The organism is Gordonia bronchialis DSM 43247 (genome assembly GCF_000024785.1).
Taxonomy (GTDB): Bacteria; Actinomycetota; Actinomycetes; order Mycobacteriales; family Mycobacteriaceae; genus Gordonia; species Gordonia bronchialis.
The window spans coordinates 3,620,186-3,636,890 of record NC_013441.1; the positions used below are offsets into that span (position 1 = coordinate 3,620,186).

A 16,705-nucleotide genomic window follows, 5' to 3' on the forward strand; every position below is an offset into this window, starting at 1 on the left:
TCCGACGTGCGGCCGCCGTGGTGATTCGCCCCGAAAATCGGGCATCATATGGTGCCAGCGAATGTTATCTGCGTCACGATTTTCGTCCACTCGGTGGGACTCGCGGCGATGTCCGATTCCCGCCAGCACACAGGCGCGGCAGCTGACACAGTGGAGTCGTGACCATCGATCTGGAGACCACCGAGAGCGTCGCGCCGACCACGGACCTCGACTTCGACCGCTGCTACCGCGCGTTGTGCGCACGTGATGCACGATTCGACGGACAGTTCTTCGTCACCGTGTCCACCACCGGGATCTACTGCCGGCCGTCCTGCCCGGCACAGACCCCCCGGCCCCAGAACGTCTCATTCGTGCTCACCACGGCGACCGCGCAACAACGCGGGTTCCGGGCCTGCCGCCGATGCGCCCCCGACGCCGTGCCCGGTTCGCCGCGCTGGAATGCGGGCGCCGACACCGCATCCCGGGCGATGCGGCTCATCGCCGACGGCGTGGTGGAACGCGAAGGAGTCGGCGGACTGGCCGGACGCCTGCGCTACTCCCCGCGCCACCTGACGCGGGTCCTCACCGACAACCTGGGCGCCGGACCGCTGGCTCTGGCCCGCGCACATCGAGCGACCAACGCGCGCATCCTCATCCAGTGCACGACGATGCCGATGGCCGATGTCGCCTTCGCCGCCGGGTTCGCCAGTGTCCGCCAGTTCAACGACACCGTCCGCGCCGTCTTCGGCCTGACCCCCACGCAACTTCGGCGTCTGCGGGCCGCAACGCGTTCGGCCGCCGCGCCGATCGCCAGACCGGACGCGGACGGCATCACATTGCGGCTGGTCTATCGTCCGCCGTATCGGTGGTCGTGGATGCGTTGGTTCCTCGGATCGCATGCCGCTGCCGGCGTCGAATCCGTCATCGACGATGATCCCGACGCCATCACACCGGCGACGCGGTGGCGCTATCGGCGGGTGCTGGATCTGCCGCACGGGCCCGCCCTGGCCGTCGTCGAACCGTCGACCGAGGAGACCGGACCGCCCTTCGTCCGACTCACGTTGCACCACATGGACATGCGCGATCTCGGTGTCGCGGTGAACCGCATCCGACGCCACCTCGATCTCGACGCCGACGTCGCCACCGCCGAGGACGCCCTGCGGCATGATCCGGCGTTGCGTCCGCTCATCGATGCGGCACCCGGACTGCGCCTGCCCGGCAGCCTCGATCCGGCCGAGACGATCCTGCGCACGATGATCGGCCAGCAGATCAGCGTGGCCGCCGCACGCACCCACATCGACGCCCTCGTCGCCCGGCTCGGCACTCGTGTGCCCTGGCCCGACGAAGCCGACCTGCCCCCATCGGCCGTATTCCCTTCTGCCACATTCCCTTCTGCCACCGCCATCGCCGAACACGGCCATCAGGTTCTGCGCGGTCCGCGGCGGCGGATCGAGTCCATCGTCGCCGTGGCCGCGGCACTCGCCGACAAGACGGTGGAACCGCATCCGGGGTTGGCTGCGTCTGACTTACGTGCCCAACTACTCGAACTACCCGGCATCGGCCCCTGGACCGCGGCGCTCGTCGCGATGCGCGTGACCGGCGATCCCGACATCGCACTCACCGACGACCTCGTCGTCAAGCAGGCGATGACCGAGCTGGGCATCGACATCCGGTCGGTGCCGAGCTGGTCGCCGTGGCGGTCCTACGCATCGATGCATCTGTGGCGCCACCGACTGGCCGGCTCCGGCGCCGTGATCTGACCGGGCACACCGACAACCAACATCCCCCCAGAGGAGACCAAGATGACCGCAACCGAGCTCGACGACACCGCCACCGGATCGGACACCCGCGCCCGGACCGCAGACTGGGTGACGCTGTCCACCCCCGACGGCCCGTTCACCGTCATCGCCGACGACGCCGGACGGGTTCTGGCCTCCGGCTGGACCGACGACCCGGGCTATCTCGCGGTGCTCGTCAGCCCGTCGCTGCGCCCCGCCACCCTGCGCGCCGGACGTGATCTGAGCGCCATCACCGACGCCGTGACCGCCTACTACGACGGCGACCACGAAGCACCGGATGCCGTGGAGGTGGTGCAGCGGTCGGGCCCGTTCCTGGAACGGGCGTGGGAGGCGTTGCGGACGGTACGCCCGGGTGAACCCGTCACCTACACCGCACTCGCCGCGCTGGCGGGTGGGCCGCTGGCCGTGCGGGCCGCCGCCTCGTCATGTGCCCGCAACGCCGCGGCGCTGTTCGTCCCCTGCCACCGGGTCCTGCGCAGCGACGGCACCCTCGGCGGCTTCCGGTACGGACTCGAGATCAAGCAGTCGCTGCTGAACCGGGAGGCGCTGGACCGGGAGGCGTGAGCCCGCCCGACCGCTCGCCGCGGCCCTCGGCACCGAAACTGTCGGGGGTCGACGGCACCATCTACAGATGTGATCGCAACAGCTGTGGCTCTCGTGGTGGGTGTTCTGCTCGGCGCCGTCGTGGGTTGGTCGGTGCATGCCGCCCGAACCCACGGCGCCGTCGCGGCGGCGCAGGCCCAGGCCGACGCACTGCGACAGTCCCGTGAGGACGTGGCGCAGTCGTTGTCCTGGGCCACCGAGGACGCCGCCCGCAGGCAGTCGTCGGCGATCGGTTCGCAGGTGAACCACATCGTCGAGCCCCTCCGATCAACGCTCACCGCGCTGGCTGACGAACTGCGCCGGGTGGAACACAATCGAGTGGGCGCCTACGCCGGGCTGACCGAGCAGATGCGCGGCATGCACGCGGCGTCGATGGCCCTGGGTGACCAGACCCGCCAACTCGCCAACGCGCTGCACAGCTCGCACGCGCGTGGCCGGTGGGGTGAGATCGCCCTGGAGCGCGTGGTGGAACTGGCCGGGATGACCCGGCACTGCGACTTCAGCACGCAGGTGTCTGCGCAGTCCGCCACCGGAACGGTCCGCCCCGACCTGCTGGTCCACCTCGCCGGGGGCCGGACCATCGTCGTCGACGCCAAGGTGCCCCTTGACGCGTATCTGCGTGCCGCGGAGGTCACCGACCGCGCCGAGGCACAGCGTCTGCTGGCCGACCACGCCCGGGCGGTGCGCTCCCACATCACCAAACTGTCGGCCAAGGCGTACTGGACCGCCTTCGACAACACCCCGGAGATGGTGGTGCTGTTCCTGCCGGCCGAGGCGGTACTCGAAGCCGCCGCGCGCGCCGACGCCGAGCTGATCGAGTACGGCTTCGGACGCAACGTGGTCATCGCGACCCCCACCACTCTCGTCGCCCTGCTGCGCACCGTCGCGCTGGGCTGGCGGCACGATGCCATGGCGCGCGATGCCGCGGTCATCCACGAACTGGGTCTCACCCTGCATCAGCGCCTCCACAGCGTCCTGGGCCACCTGGAGAGTGTCGGCTCGTCACTGCGTAAGACCGTCGAGTCCTACAACAGTGCGGTCGGCGTTGTCGAGAACCGGCTGGGCGTCACCGCCCGCCGATTGGCCGAACTCGAGGGGCTCGGACGTGACGACGAGCCACCGGCACCGGCCGTGATCCACACCACGTGCCGGTCGCCGAGCACGACGCCGGACCCGACACCATCGTCGGGCGTTGAAGGATTTCCGCGCGCGAACCGGTAGCGTGACCATGTGCCTTCCCCACAACGAGCCGGAGCATCGCTGCCGCTGGATCAGCAGTCGGTGCTCCCGACCGTGCGCGGCCTGCCCTGGTGGGGCGCAGTTCTGCTGGCCACCGGCCCCACCGCACTCGGCGCCGTGATCGACGCGACCAGGAACGAGAGCCTGGGCGCCACGTACAACTTCTTCTACCTCGTCGGTTGTGTGGCTGCTGCGCTCGCAGTCCGGCGCCGTGCACTGTTCACGGCCGCCGCGCAGCCGCCGCTGATCGCGTTCGTGGTCAGCATCGTCACGCTGTATCAGCTGCATTCGCAGCAGGCGTCGTCGAACACCCGCAGTCTGATCGTCAAGGTGCTCATCCCGATCGCGACGAACTTCCCCTGGATGGCCGTCACCTTCCTGATCACCCTCGCCCTCGTGCTCACCCGCTGGTACCTGACCCGTAGTGAGGCCGAACGGGCCCGCCGACGACCCGGCACCCGTCGGGCCTCGAAAAGGTCGAAGCCGACGACCGCCGAGTCCGACGGTGAGACCACCGCCGGTAAGAGCCGTCCACGTTCGCGCACCCGCGGTGCCGGGGAACGACCGGCGCCGGGAACCCGCGCCAAGTCATCGACCGCGCAGCGGCCACGTAGCGCGGCGCGCCCCAAACGCATACCGCCTCGCACCGAAGCCGCCGACGCCCCGAGCGCCGGTCGGCCGGAGGACACGACCGCGGCCGGCACGCCGGTTCCCCCGCGTCCCAAGCGTGCGACCGCCGGGCAGGTGCTGCGCGAGGCGGGCCGTCAGATCGAGGGCGAGAACGCCCGTCCGTCGGTTGCGGCCGACCTTGCTCCCTACGAATCGAGCACCGAGGCCGCGCGCGGATACCCGAATACCCGGGCCCGGAACCGCAGCAGCTGAGCGGGAGTCAGGCGCCGCTCACCGCCCGGCCAGCCACTGCCCGAGTCGACGGGCGGCGGCATCCACCAGTTCCGGCCACTGCATCGCACCCTCGTCGGCACTGTCGGTGACGACCTTGACCAGCCGGCACCCCACCCCGAATTCGGCACTCACATGGGCGATGGCGCAGCCTTCCATGTCCACGAGGTCGGCGCTGCGGGCCAGTACCGCGCGATGGGCGGGATCGGCCACAAAGGTGTCGCCGGAGGCGAGGACCGTCCCGTCGCCGTCGGGTAACTCCCAGCGGTCGGTCATCTCGTAGCCCATCGCACGCAGCGCCGCGCTGCTGATGTCATGTTCGATCACCGCCGACGGTAGGAACAGCCCCGCGTGATGGTCGTGCAGCGCGCCCGCTGTCCCGATATTGATCACCTCGCGGACCGGGTCGCCGACCGACAGTTCACGGGCCAGCGCCGTCGCGGCACGGACCTTGCCGATCCCGGTGATGAGCAGACGCGAACCGGGGGGCACATACCGTGCCTCGCTGCGGGTTGCCGAGACGATCAGGACGCTGTTGACAGACACCGGCCGATTATCGCCTGCCGTCGGTCAATTGCGGCGCCCGGCCAGTTCCAGCGTGGCCCGCGCCGCACGGCCCAATTCGACTCCGTAGGACGGTCCGTGACCGGCAGCGTGCACGGCGAGCGGATGAAGCTGATGCAGGGGCACGCGGCCGCGCCACCCGTCGACGAGCGGACGGGCCGACGTGTAGGCGTCGAGAATGGTCTCGAGCAGCGGACACCCGAACAGGGCCAGCATCGCCAGGTCGGTCTCGCGATGCCCGCCGTGGGCAGCCGGGTCGATCATCACCACGCCGGCCGGCGTCCACATCACGTTCCCGCTCCACAGGTCGCCGTGTATGCGGGCGGGTGGGTCGTCGTCGTCGAAGACGCCGGCGGCGATCAGCTCGCACGCGGCCCGCACATCGTCGTCGTCGGCTGCGGTGAGGTTGCGTGCCCGCACCGCCGGCTCGCGATAGGGCAGGACTCGCTCATTCGCGTAGAACGCCCCCCAGCTGTCGTATTCGGTTGAGCTGAGCCGACGCCGGCCGATGAACTGCCGGCCGTGGTAACCCGGCGGCGGCGAACCGAACCGCGCCGCCCCGGCATCGTGCATCCGGGCCAGCGAAACCCCGAACCGTCGCGCGGCATCGACGGTCGGCCGCGCCCCCGACAACCGCACGAGTTCGATCGAGTCGTCGGTGACCGCGAGCACCTCCACCACCGGCGCCCCGGCCTGCGCCAGCCACCGCAAACCGGCGGCTTCGGCGGCAAAGAAGTCCGGATCGGCATCGGGCCGCCCGGACTTGCGGAAGGGTTCGCTCAACCCGCGTCCGTCGGGGTGGTGTCGTCGGCGGTCCGCGCGGCGCGCGCCTCGATGGCCCGGCCCGTCACCCGGGCGAGATGGTCGAAGCGGTCGTTGGCGATCCGCATCACGATCTCGTAGGGCAACGCGAATTTCCTTGCCCACCAATAGCCGAACCGGATGTCGAAGGATGTGTAGACGAGGAACCGATTCTTGCGGATGCCCTTGAGGATTGCCTCGGCGGCCTTGTCCGGGCTCACCGCGACCTTGTGGAACTGGTCGATCTGTTTCTTGACGCGCGGGTCCTCACGATCCACGCCCACGATGTCGACGGTGTTGACCAGCGGGGTGTCCACGCCGCCCGGGCACACCAGCGACACCCCGATGTGGTGGCGCCGCAGATCGAAGCGCAACACCTCTGAGACGCCCCGGATGCCGAACTTGCTGGCGCTGTAGGCGGCGTGCCACGGCAGCGCGAGCAGTCCCGCCGCCGACGAAACATTCACCAGATGTCCACCGTGTCCGCGTCGAACCATTTGCGGCACAAAGCATTCGATGATGTGGATCGGACCCATCAGGTTGACATCGACCATGGTGCGCCAGTGCCGGTGTTGCAGATTCTCCACCGTGCCCCACGCCGACACCCCGGCGATGTTCATCACCACGTCCATCGTGCCGACCTCGGCGTCGACCTGTGCGGCGAAGTTGCGGACCCAGTCGTAGTCGGACACATCACCGGCGAGGTGGTACAGCACGGTGCCGTCGGAGCGGTTGATGTCGGCGACCACCTCGTCGAGCCGGTCGGCATGCAGGTCGGTGAGCACGAGTTCGGCACCTTCGGCGGCCGCCGCGCGCGCGGTGGCCTCGCCGATTCCGCTTGCCGCACCGGTGATCAGCACCTTGCGGCCACGCAGTGTCGGCACCGGCGTGTCCATCACCAACAGATCTCTCACATGCAGATCGCGCAGTCGCATGGCCCGACCCTATCGCCTCGATGCCCGGCCGATCAGCCGATCGGGAGCTTGCCGCCGAAGAGTCCGTACACCACGGTGAGCATCGCCTTGAGCACCTGCGCGGACACGTCCTGACCCTGTCCGAGGAGCAGCGCGATGATGGCCGCCGGGTCCTTGGTGGCGAGCAGTTGCTGGATGAACGGGATGACCGAGGCCAACCCGTTGCCGTCGTCGGCCTGCGGGGTGGTGGTGGATGGCGGGGTCGTGGTGGAGCCGGGCGCGGGCGCCGCCCCGCCGCGCGCGTAGGTGAGAATGCCGTCGGTGATCGCCATTGCGTACTTCACCTGCCCGTCGCGCTTGGACAGGTTCGCCGCCTCGGTCGGATTGGACAGGTTGCCCATCTCGATGAAGACGGCCGGCGCCTTGGTGAGGTTCACCGCGGCGATGTCCGAGCGCGTCTGGATTCCGTTGTCGACACCGGCATAGTTGGCGGGCGGGAAACCCGCCTTGACGAAGGCGTCACGCATCGTCGTCGACGCCTTGCGTCCCTCGCCGGACTGCACGCGGTTGACCGTGGCATCCGGGATCGGCAACGACGGCACGATCATGTGGAAGCCCTTCTTCCCGGCGTCGGCCCCCACCGCGGTGGAGTCGGCGTGCAGACTGACCGCGACGACGGCGCCGGATCGGCTCGCGGCCGCGGCCCGCTGGTCCACGCAACCACCCCAGCCGGTGTCGTCGGGCCGGCTCAGCACCACTCGGGCGCCCTGGCTCTCCAGGCCGGCCTTGACCAGCTGGGTGATCTGCCAGTTGACGGTGTGTTCCTTGGCCCCGTTGACCCCGGTCGCGCCGCTGGTCTGGCAGTCCTTCTTACCGCCCCGTCCGTCGGGGACCTGGGCGCTGAGGTTGTGTCCGGCGGCCGAGCCCTGGTGGCCGGGGTCGAGGAAGATCGTCTTGCCGGCCAGCGCGGTCCCCCGGTCGGGGGCCGCATGCGCCGGTGAGGCACCGGTCACCGACGCGACGAGCGTCGTACCGGTCAGCAACGCGACGGTTGCGGCGGCGAGCGAGAGTCGGCGTGTGCGTCGTTTCTGGGTCATCGCAGTATCGGGCGACGGGCACGGCTACGCCCCTGGATCGCCCCACTCCCTTCACATCAAGAACATGGGCCACTCTAGCCACAGAATCAACAGTGAAACAGGGCGTGTCAGATTTGACGAATCGTCGACCAGGCACAACGGGATTTCGTTAGGGAGATGTGACCTGCGGTCGCGTCAGGCGGGCAGATACCGCGCGATCGACAGGATGCCGTGCTCGTCGTCGGGGTCGTCGGGGCCGACGACAACGTCCTCGAGCCGCCGCCGAACCTCGTCGGGGTCGAGTCCGCTCCCAATCGCCACCAGCGTCGACGACGGCGTCTCACCTTCCCATCGTTCGCGGTGGACCCGCACGAAGCCACCCACCGCATGCACCACGAACTTCTGGCGATAGCGCGGGACATCGAAATGCACGATTCCCTTGACGCGGAAACAGCCATACGGCGGACGTTCGAGAAACGCCGCGAGCCGGCGCGCGTTCATCGGCACCCGGGATTCGAAGCTCACCGACTGATAGTCCGCGTGCAGATGATCATGGCGGTGTTCGTCGACGATCAGCTCGTCGAGCGCCAGTTGTTGGGGCCCGTCGGCGTCCGCACGTCGCTCGGTCACGTCGAAGAGCAGAGCCGGATCGATCGCCGCGTCGACCGTGGCGACGAGCGGCGCCGACGGGTTCACCGCGCGCAGTTCGGCCCCGAGGCGGTCCAGGGTCGACCTATCGGCCAGATCGGCTTTGTTGAGCAGCACCAGATCGGCGATCGCGACGTGCCCGCCGAGTTCCGGGTGGCGGTCGCGGGCGGCATCGGCGTGTACCGCGTCCACCACGTAGACCAGCCCGCCGTAGCGCAGACGTGGGTCGGTGAGTCCGGTAACCATGCCGATCAACGCCTTGGGCTCGGCGATCCCGCTCGCCTCGATGAGAATCGCGTCGAGCTGCGCCGACGGCCGCGCCAGGGTGGCGAGCGCATCGGCGAGTCCGTCCCGGTCGACCGCGCAGCACAGACACCCGTTGCCCAGACTCACCGTCCCGTCGGCCTGCCCGGCGACCAGGAGGGCGTCGATGTTGACCGCGCCGAAGTCGTTGACCAGCACCCCGATCCGTGTGCCCTCGGCGCGCGCCGACCGCAGCACGTGGTTGAGCAGCGTCGTCTTACCCGAGCCGAGATATCCGGCGATCACCACCACCGGCACCGACGACGTCATCGGGCGTAGCAGTCCGGGCAGATCACCGCCAGCTCACGTCCCACGTGATCGGGATGATTGGCGATGTGCGAGGTCGGCTCCCCACATTCCGAACACGTCCCGATCACCTTGGCGTGATCGGAGAAGTCCACGCTCATCCGGTTGTCGAAGACATAGAGCGATCCCTCCCACAGACCGTCGTCGCCGTACTCCTGCCCGTACCGGACGATGCCGCCGTCGAGTTGATACACCTCCCGGAACCCGCGGAGGCGCATCAGCGAGCTCAACACCTCACAGCGCACTCCCCCGGTGCAGTAGGTGACGACCGGGCGGTCCTTGAGATGGTCGTAGGCGCCGCTGTCGAGGAGCGGCACGAAATCCCGGGTGGTCTGCGCCGGCGGGGTCACCGCGCCGGCGAACCGGCCGACCCGGGCCTCGATCTCGTTGCGCCCGTCGAAGAAGACCACGTCGTCACGGCGCTCGACGAGTTCGTGCACCTGCGCCGGCGTCAGCTTTGTTCCACCGTCGACCACGCCGTCATCGTCGACCTTCACCTCGTCCGGCACGCCGAAGGTGACGATCTCGGGGCGCACCCGCACGCTCAGTCGGGGAAAGTCGTCACCCGTTCCGTCGGACCATTTGATGTCGGCATCAGCGAACCCCGGATATTCGCGAGTGGCCCTGACGTACCGTTTCACCTGGCCGATGTCGCCGCCGACCGTACTGTTGATCCCGTGACGTGACACGATGATTCTGCCGCGCACACCGAGCGATGAGCAGACGCTGAGCTGCCATAGCCGGATCGCCTCTGGGTCGGGCAGCGGCACGAACACGTAGAACAACACGATCTTGGGGGTCGACACAGTGCAAGGGTACGGACACCCGTCGGGTCGTCGACGGCTGCGGCCGACCGTCGCTGCGAGGTTCCTCGGCGCATGCGTCGGGGCCGGCCTGGCCCTGTCGGCGTGCGGCCTGTCCACCGGAACCGACCCGTCCCGTATCGTGCTGCCGCCGACCGATGAGCTCTCGACCGAGACCGAGGCCCCCTCCACGACCAGCACGACGACGACCAGCCGCGAGGAGCGGGCCGCGAATCTCCCGAATTGGACGATCGGGCGCATCGTGTCGCTTGCACCCCGGGTCGAGAATTCGCGATTCCACCAGGGTGCGGTCACCGAGGGTTCGGCTTTGGAGGACACGTCAGGTTTTCATTTCTCGACTCCGGACGGCGCCGCGCAGTGTTCCACCGGAACCAACGGTATGGCGACACTCGCATGCCGGATCAACGGTGATCCGGCCGGGTCACGGCCGTCCGACGCGCCATCGAACTGCGACTGGGCGGGCAATCTCGTGACGCTGGACTCCGACGGTCCCGAACACGGAGCGTGTGCAAACGAGTATCCGGTGCTCTACCGCAGCACCATCGTGGACTACGGACACACCATTTCGATCTCCCGATTCTCCTGTCTCGTGGAGACGGCCGGTATGTTCTGTCTCGAATCCCGCTCTCAATCCGGATTCTCGGTCACCACAACGGGATACCACACGATTTTCGCCGCGGATCGCGCCCCGGAATCGCTCGTCGGTTTGTCCGACGACACCTCGTCGAGTCCTTCGGATGATTCGACGACGACCACCACGTCACCCACTCGCTGATCGAACACAATTCGTTCATCACCGCGAATTGGGCACCACTCTCAGCAATTGCTCATCTGAATGACGCTATGCTGTCATCCGTGCGAATGACCGCGCCCTGGGTATCGGGTTGTTCGCGTCGGGTGCCGGGGAGAACACCCTTCACGTACTTCAGGAAGAGGAATTCATGGCAAAGAAGGAAATCGTCCAGGTCATCGATGACATCGACGGCAAGGTGCTCGACCAGTACGAAACCGTCAAGTGGGGGCTCGACGGGAAGTCATACGAATTCGACACCTCCGCCAAGCATGCGCAACAGTTCCGCGACACTCTCGCCAAGTACATCACCGTGTCTCGTCCCTCCGGCCGTGTGCCGAAGAGGGTGACCGTCACCGGCGGACGGAACAAGGAAACCACCAAGGCAATTCGCGAATGGGCGATCCAGAACGGCTACGACGTCAGCGATCGCGGACGTATCCCGCAGAGCATCATCGAGGCCTTCGAAGCAGCACACTGAACCCGCGGTAGCCCGGTCACCGCGCCGGGTTGTCGAGGCTGATCCATCGAATAGGCCCGTCGCATCACGCGACGGGCCTATTCGCGTGATCGACCCCTCTGGTATCACGCGGCCGTACCTCACAGAATGGAGACATGGCATCTTCCACCTCGAGCACTGCCGCGTCCACGATCTCCACCCAGACCCGTCCCGAAACCGCCGAATTGCGTCTCGCCCTCGTCTGCTACGGCGGGGTATCGCTTGCCGTGTACATGCACGGCGTGACCAAAGAACTGTACAAATTGGTGCAGGCCTCGCGCGCCCTCGACGCTCGAGATGATCCGTCACAGGCGGAAAATCCATTCCCCTCCGACGACACCACCTCGGTCTACTTCGACACCCTGAAAACACTCGCCGACCGGCAGCATCCGTTGTCGGTGAGTATCGACATCGTCGGCGGTACGTCCGCGGGCGGAATCAACGGTGTTGCCCTGGCCAAGGGCATCGCGCTCAACGCCGACCAGGAGGGTCTGAAGAAGGTGTGGATCTCCGGGGGCGATCTACGACAACTCCTGCGGGCGCCCCGCCGGTTGCCACTCGTCCTGCAGACCGCGTGGGCGGCATGGAACAGCGCGCGGCATGGGCAGTCGCTGCTGAAGTCCGAACTCATGTCCGAGCTGCTCCGAAAAGCGTTGCTGGACATGGACCCCGACGATGACAAGCCGAACTCACCGGCGACGCTCATTCCGAAGGGCGGCAATCTGTCCCTGTATGTGCAGACGACCGATCGGCAGGGTTTCGACATCACGGTCCCCACCGGCATCGGCGGCGCGAGCCAGCGCGACCGGTGGTACTCGCAGGTCCTGCAGTTCTTCGCCTCCCACGAGGATCGCGAGCAGTTCGCCGCGCAGTACACGCGCACGTTGGCGTTCGCGGGACGCGTCAGTTCGTCGTTTCCGGCCGCCTTCGCCCCGGTCAGCGTCGAAGGGTTCGCTGGTGAACTCATCGCCGAATGCCGGCCGGGTGAGTGCACAACGGTGCACGGCCAGCAGGTGTTCCGTTACGACTATGCGGAAAACGGTTACACCGCCGACGAGCGCCTGTTTGTCGACGGCGGACTCCTGAACAACTCGCCGTTCGATCTCGTCATCGACACGATCGCCGCACAACCGGCGTCGCGGAAGGTGCTCCGCGAGTTGGTCTATATCGAGCCGGATCCCGCTCGACCTCTCGATGACGGTTCGGTCGACGATTCCAGCGGCGCCAAGTCCGGGTTCTTCGGAAATCTCTTCGCCCTCAAGGCTCCGGCGACCAGTCACAGCTTCGCCGGCGAGCTCATCGCGCTGCGTGACCTCAACCGGAAAATCGTGGAAATCGGCACGATCGCCGACCTGCAAATGGATGAGATCACCACCGACATCGTCGCCGAGATCGACGACGTCGCGCAGGACAACAACGTCGCCGACGCCGGCTTTGTCGAAAAGCTCGGCAATCAGGCGTTGGCCAAAGAGATCTCCGACCGCCTGCACTGCAAGAACGAAAAGGCCATGGGCGCAACCTGGAACACCTATCAGCGTCTCAAGGCCGTGTCGATCGCGCATCGGATCGCGACGGCGATCAACAAGAGTCAGAAGCTGCCTCCGCAATCGAGCACGGCGACCTTCGTGACCGCGGTGATCACCGAATGGGTTCATCAACTCCCCGCGTTTCGCGAGTCCAACGAGAAGGATCTCGGCGAGTTCCTGCAGGCGCTCGATACGCCCTACCGCGAACGACGACTGCTGTTCATCATCGCCGGGATCAACGAGCTCTACGGCACCGACGCCCCCGCGGATGTGCTCAACAAGCTGAAGGCGCAGGCCTGGGAGAAACTCTCCGCCACCAAGGCGGCGCCGGACACTGTGGTCGAGAAGCTCGCGGACTCCGGCCTCGTCGCCACGCTCAGTAGGTTCGTGACCGCAGTGCAGAAGGGCCGGCGAGCATCGGCACCTTTCGAGGATCCGGCCGCGTGGGCAGCGCGCGAATCTGCGATGATCGAAGACTTCGTCGGCAAGTACCGCGTGGCGATCGCCGCCGAGATCGGCGACGGCAGCACCGACCTCTGGCAGGCCTTCGCCAGCACTCTGGCGGGCGGCCCCATCGGCTCCACCGAGGAGAGCTCCGAGCAGAACCTGACTCGTCTGGCCAGCCGATACCTCGGGTTCCCCCGTTGGGACGCGATCCTGTTCCCCATCACCTCACTGTCCGAACTTCCGCAGTTCTCGCCGATACCGGTGTCGCAGTTCAGCCCGATCGCCGCGACCGCCCTGGCGCCCGAGGGGGAAGACGCGCGCAAGGAGTTTTTCGCGACCAAGCTCGCCGGGTTCGATCTCGCGCACTTCGCCGCCTTCCTCAAGACCGAGTACCGGGAGAACGATTACCTGTGGGGCAGGCTCGACGGTGCCGAACTGATTCTCGACCTGCTCAACCGGCGCATCGACGACGAGGGATCGCGGTATGTGCCGCTCGGCGACGCCTTCCGCGCCATCCTTGCCTCGGAGAAGGGACTCAAGGGGGTCGCGAAACTGCGCAAGGAGCTCGCCGGTCGCGTCGCCGAGAGATTCCCGTCCTGATCTGATCAGCGCGAGGCAAAGGGTGGTCGCGTCGGTCATCCGAGGCTTGACTGTGCGTGTTTGCATCCGAACTCGCACCAAAGGACTCATCGATGACCCGACAGCTCCACCTCGGCGGTTTCCTGATCGCCTCACCGGTCACCCATTCGCACGCCGCGTGGCGTCACCCGGTTCGGAGACAGACTATTTCGGCCCTGATCACTATCACCGGGTCGGCCGCATCCTGGAGCGTGGGAAGTTCGACTTCGCCTTCTTCGCCGACCTGCTCGCCGCTCCCGACCGGTTCGGGGGTGATCAGACCGAACCGTTCCGACGCGGCACCCAGGCCGCGGCCACCCTCGATCCCAGCCTGGTGGCGGCCAGCCTCGCCGCGGTCACCTCGCGTCTGGGTATCGCGGTCACCAAGTCCGCCACCTACTTTCACCCCTACGAACTGGCGCGGGTGTTCGGTTCGCTGGACCATCTGACCCGCGGTCGCATCGCATGGAACATCGTCACCTCCCTGACGCAGGCCGAGGCACGCAACTTCGGGCACGACGCTCACGTCGGGCACGAGGAACGCTACGCCCGCGCCGAGGAGTTCGTGTCCACCGCGATCAAGCTGTGGTCGAGCTGGGATGCCGATGCGGTGACCGCCGACAAGGAGTCCGGCATCTGGGCCGATCCGTCGAAGATCCATCCGGTGGATCACGCCGGTGCGCACTACCGCACCCGTGGTCCGCTGAATCAGCCGCGCTCGCCGCAGCATCGTCCGGTGCTGATCCAGGCCGGATCATCCGAGACCGGCAAGAACTTCGCGGCACGCTGGGCGGAGGCCATCTTCGAGATCGACCCGACGCCGGAGGGACGTCGCGCCTACTACGACGACGTCAAGTCACGAGCGGTGAACTTCGGCCGAAATCCCGACCACGTCAAGGTCTTTCCGTCGTTCATCCCGTTCATCGGGGAGACCGAGTCGATCGCCCGGGAGAAGCAGGCCTTCCACAACGAACTCGCCGACCCCATATCGGGCCTCATCACGTTGTCGGTGCACACCGACCACGATTTCTCGCAGTACGACCTCGACGCACCGGTCGAGGACGTGCAGGTCACCGGCACGCAGGGTCTGTTCGCCGTCGCCCGCCGGTTGAGCGAACGCGACAACCTGACCCTGCGCGACATCGGCAGACTGTACGCGCAGGGCGTGCTGCTCCCCCAGTTCGTCGGTACCGCAACGGATGTGGCCGATCAGATCGAGGCCTCGTTCACCGGGGGTGAGGCCGACGGGTTCATCGTGTCCAGCGCGCAGACGCCGGGAACCTTCAACGACTTCGTGGACTACGTGGTCCCCGAACTCCAGCGCCGTGGACTGTTCCGACGCGACTACGAGGGCTCCACTCTCCGTGAGCATCTCGGCCTCGGCGACGCGCACGACGACCTGCCCGCCGACATCCGTGGGGACGCCCACCAGATGGCCGGATAGCTCCTGACACCGACGAAAACTCGGGGAAGGGTTTCCTTCCCCGAGTTCTGGTTGCGTCCCCGAGAAAGTACTCGCCGACGAAACCAAGACTCGGGGAAAGAATTCCCTCCCCTGATTCTGGTCAACGGCTGGGCGACGACCCCAGGGCACTAACGATAACGGTTATCGTTTACACTAGGCGGCATGAAGGTACGCAACTCCGTCCGGTCCCTCAAGAACAAGCCCGGCGCCCAGGTCGTCCGCAGACGCGGACGGATCTTCGTCATCAACAAGAAGGAACCCCGGTTCAAAGCACGGCAGGGCTGAGCTGTCGCGGTCGATCAGACGCACGCTCGGCAAGCACGGGCAGCACCCCTTCGGCAAACCAGTACGCCTCCTCGACGTGCGGGTACCCCGACAGGATGAAGTGCGAGAAGCCCTGCTCCTCGTATTCGCCGACGAGATCGGCGACCTCGTCGTAGCTACCCACCAGGGCGGTGCCCGCGCCGCCACGGATCAGGCCGACGCCGGCCCACAGGCCGGGATGGATCTCGAGCTGATCGCGTCGGCCGCCGTGCAGTTCGGCCATTCGGCGCTGCCCCGTCGAATCCGACGCCGAGTGCAGCGCGAAGGCCGTGGCGATCTCGTCGTCGGAGATGCCGGCCAGGAGACGATCGGCCACCCGCCAGGCCTCCGCGGAGGTCTCCCGGGCAATGACGTGTAGTCGGACGCCGTATTCGAGTGTGCGTCCGCGTGTTTTGGCCCGGCGCGCCACCTCGTTGATCTTGGCGCCGGCCACCTGCGGTGGTTCGCCCCAGGTGAGGTACACCTCGGCGTGATCGGCCGCCACAGTCAGGGCGGGGTCCGATGAGCCACCGAAGAAGACCGTGGGACGCGGCTGGGGCGGCTCAGGGATGAAAGCGCCGTCGATGGTGTAGAACTCGCCGGCGAAGTCCACGGTCTCGCCGTCCCACAGCCGCGTGACCACCTCCAGGAATTCCGCGGTCCGGGCGTATCGCCGGTCGTGGTCGACGCGGTCACCGAATCGGCGTTGTTCGATCTCGTCCCCTCCGGTGACGATGTTGACATCGATTCTGCCACCGGTGAATCGCTGCAGCGTCGCAGCCTGCTGGGCGGCCAAGGTCGGGGAGATCAGCCCGGGCCGGAAGGCCACCAGAAAGCTGAGCTTCTCGGTGTGTTGAGCCGCCGCGGCGGTGGTGAGCCAGGCGTCCTCACACCATGTCCCCGTCGGTGTCAGCACGCTCTCGAAGCCGAGCCGATCCGCGGTCCGTGCGACGTCGACCAGGTAGGGCAGGTCGGGGGCGCGGTATCCCGGTGGACGCCGTTTGGTTGCCGACGCATGCGAGGCGCCGACGATGTCGCGGCTATCGCCGGCGGTCGGGAGAAACCAGTGAAAATGACTGTGCGACATGGTCGAATCCCGCC

Annotated in this window: 15 protein-coding genes and 1 pseudogene; 9 read left to right on the forward strand and 7 right to left on the reverse strand. The window is 67.2% G+C overall.

The genetic code is table 11. The annotated features are described in order from the left end of the window. Positions 1-158 precede the first annotated feature (158 nt). From GBRO_RS16895 to GBRO_RS25390, 4 genes are all read left to right on the forward strand, one after another. Complete coding sequence (locus tag GBRO_RS16895) at positions 159-1,739, forward strand: AlkA N-terminal domain-containing protein (protein ID WP_012835108.1); 1,581 nt, start codon at positions 159-161, stop codon at positions 1,737-1,739. Positions 1,740-1,781: 42 nt separating this feature from the next. Further along, positions 1,782-2,342 carry a methylated-DNA--[protein]-cysteine S-methyltransferase gene (locus GBRO_RS16900; protein WP_012835109.1) on the forward strand — a complete coding sequence of 187 codons (561 nt, stop codon included), beginning with the start codon at positions 1,782-1,784 and terminating at the stop codon, positions 2,340-2,342. 69 nt (positions 2,343-2,411) lie between these two features. Continuing rightward, the gene (locus GBRO_RS16905) at positions 2,412-3,602 is read left to right on the forward strand and encodes a DNA recombination protein RmuC (RefSeq protein ID WP_041919954.1); all 1,191 of its coding nucleotides are present in this window, start codon (positions 2,412-2,414) and stop codon (positions 3,600-3,602) included. Positions 3,603-3,611: 9 nt separating this feature from the next. Then, positions 3,612-4,502, forward strand: coding sequence for a DUF6542 domain-containing protein (locus GBRO_RS25390; RefSeq protein ID WP_012835111.1), 891 nt, complete (start codon positions 3,612-3,614; stop codon positions 4,500-4,502). 18 nt (positions 4,503-4,520) lie between these two features. On the opposite strand, the gene GBRO_RS16915 is transcribed toward GBRO_RS25390, so the two are convergent. From GBRO_RS16915 to trhO, 6 genes are all read right to left on the reverse strand, one after another. Continuing rightward, positions 4,521-5,066: a nucleosidase gene (locus tag GBRO_RS16915; protein WP_012835112.1), complete on the reverse strand. Its 546-nt coding sequence runs from the start codon at positions 5,064-5,066 to the stop codon at positions 4,521-4,523. 24 nt (positions 5,067-5,090) lie between these two features. Next, positions 5,091-5,867 carry a fructosamine kinase family protein gene (locus tag GBRO_RS16920; protein ID WP_012835113.1) on the reverse strand — a complete coding sequence of 259 codons (777 nt, stop codon included), beginning with the start codon at positions 5,865-5,867 and terminating at the stop codon, positions 5,091-5,093. Beyond that, on the reverse strand, positions 5,864-6,820 hold the full coding sequence (locus tag GBRO_RS16925; RefSeq protein ID WP_012835114.1) for an SDR family oxidoreductase: 957 nt from the start codon (positions 6,818-6,820) through the stop codon (positions 5,864-5,866). Before GBRO_RS16925 ends, GBRO_RS16920 begins: the two co-directional genes overlap by 4 nt. A 32-nt stretch (positions 6,821-6,852) precedes the next feature. Further along, positions 6,853-7,896 carry an N-acetylmuramoyl-L-alanine amidase gene (locus GBRO_RS16930; RefSeq protein ID WP_012835115.1) on the reverse strand — a complete coding sequence of 348 codons (1,044 nt, stop codon included), beginning with the start codon at positions 7,894-7,896 and terminating at the stop codon, positions 6,853-6,855. 174 nt (positions 7,897-8,070) lie between these two features. Continuing rightward, a complete protein-coding gene (locus GBRO_RS16935) occupies positions 8,071-9,096 on the reverse strand; it encodes a CobW family GTP-binding protein (RefSeq protein WP_012835116.1) in 1,026 nt (341 codons plus the stop codon). Beyond that, entirely contained in the window at positions 9,093-9,938 is an 846-nt protein-coding gene (trhO, locus tag GBRO_RS16940; protein ID WP_012835117.1) for an oxygen-dependent tRNA uridine(34) hydroxylase TrhO, read from the reverse strand. Before trhO ends, GBRO_RS16935 begins: the two co-directional genes overlap by 4 nt. On the opposite strand from trhO, the gene GBRO_RS16945 reads away from it, so the two are divergent. From GBRO_RS16945 to ykgO, 5 genes and pseudogenes are all read left to right on the forward strand, one after another. Beyond that, a complete protein-coding gene (locus GBRO_RS16945; protein WP_317629995.1) occupies positions 9,925-10,731 on the forward strand; it encodes a hypothetical protein in 807 nt (268 codons plus the stop codon). The two genes, trhO and GBRO_RS16945, sit on opposite strands and share 14 nt — an antisense overlap. 166 nt (positions 10,732-10,897) lie before the next feature. Beyond that, positions 10,898-11,227, forward strand: coding sequence for a histone-like nucleoid-structuring protein Lsr2 (locus GBRO_RS16950; protein ID WP_012835119.1), 330 nt, complete (start codon positions 10,898-10,900; stop codon positions 11,225-11,227). A 134-nt stretch (positions 11,228-11,361) separates the two neighbouring features. Further along, positions 11,362-13,818, forward strand: coding sequence for a patatin-like protein (locus GBRO_RS16955; protein WP_012835120.1), 2,457 nt, complete (start codon positions 11,362-11,364; stop codon positions 13,816-13,818). A 92-nt stretch (positions 13,819-13,910) separates the two neighbouring features. Continuing rightward, positions 13,911-15,280: pseudogene (locus tag GBRO_RS16960) on the forward strand (LLM class flavin-dependent oxidoreductase). Between the two features lie 183 nt (positions 15,281-15,463). Next, entirely contained in the window at positions 15,464-15,586 is a 123-nt protein-coding gene (gene ykgO / locus GBRO_RS16965) for a type B 50S ribosomal protein L36 (protein WP_012835121.1), read from the forward strand. Here ykgO and GBRO_RS16970 read toward each other — a convergent pair. After that, complete coding sequence (locus GBRO_RS16970) at positions 15,567-16,691, reverse strand: LLM class flavin-dependent oxidoreductase (protein WP_012835122.1); 1,125 nt, start codon at positions 16,689-16,691, stop codon at positions 15,567-15,569. The two genes, ykgO and GBRO_RS16970, sit on opposite strands and share 20 nt — an antisense overlap. Positions 16,692-16,705: the final 14 nt, after the last annotated feature.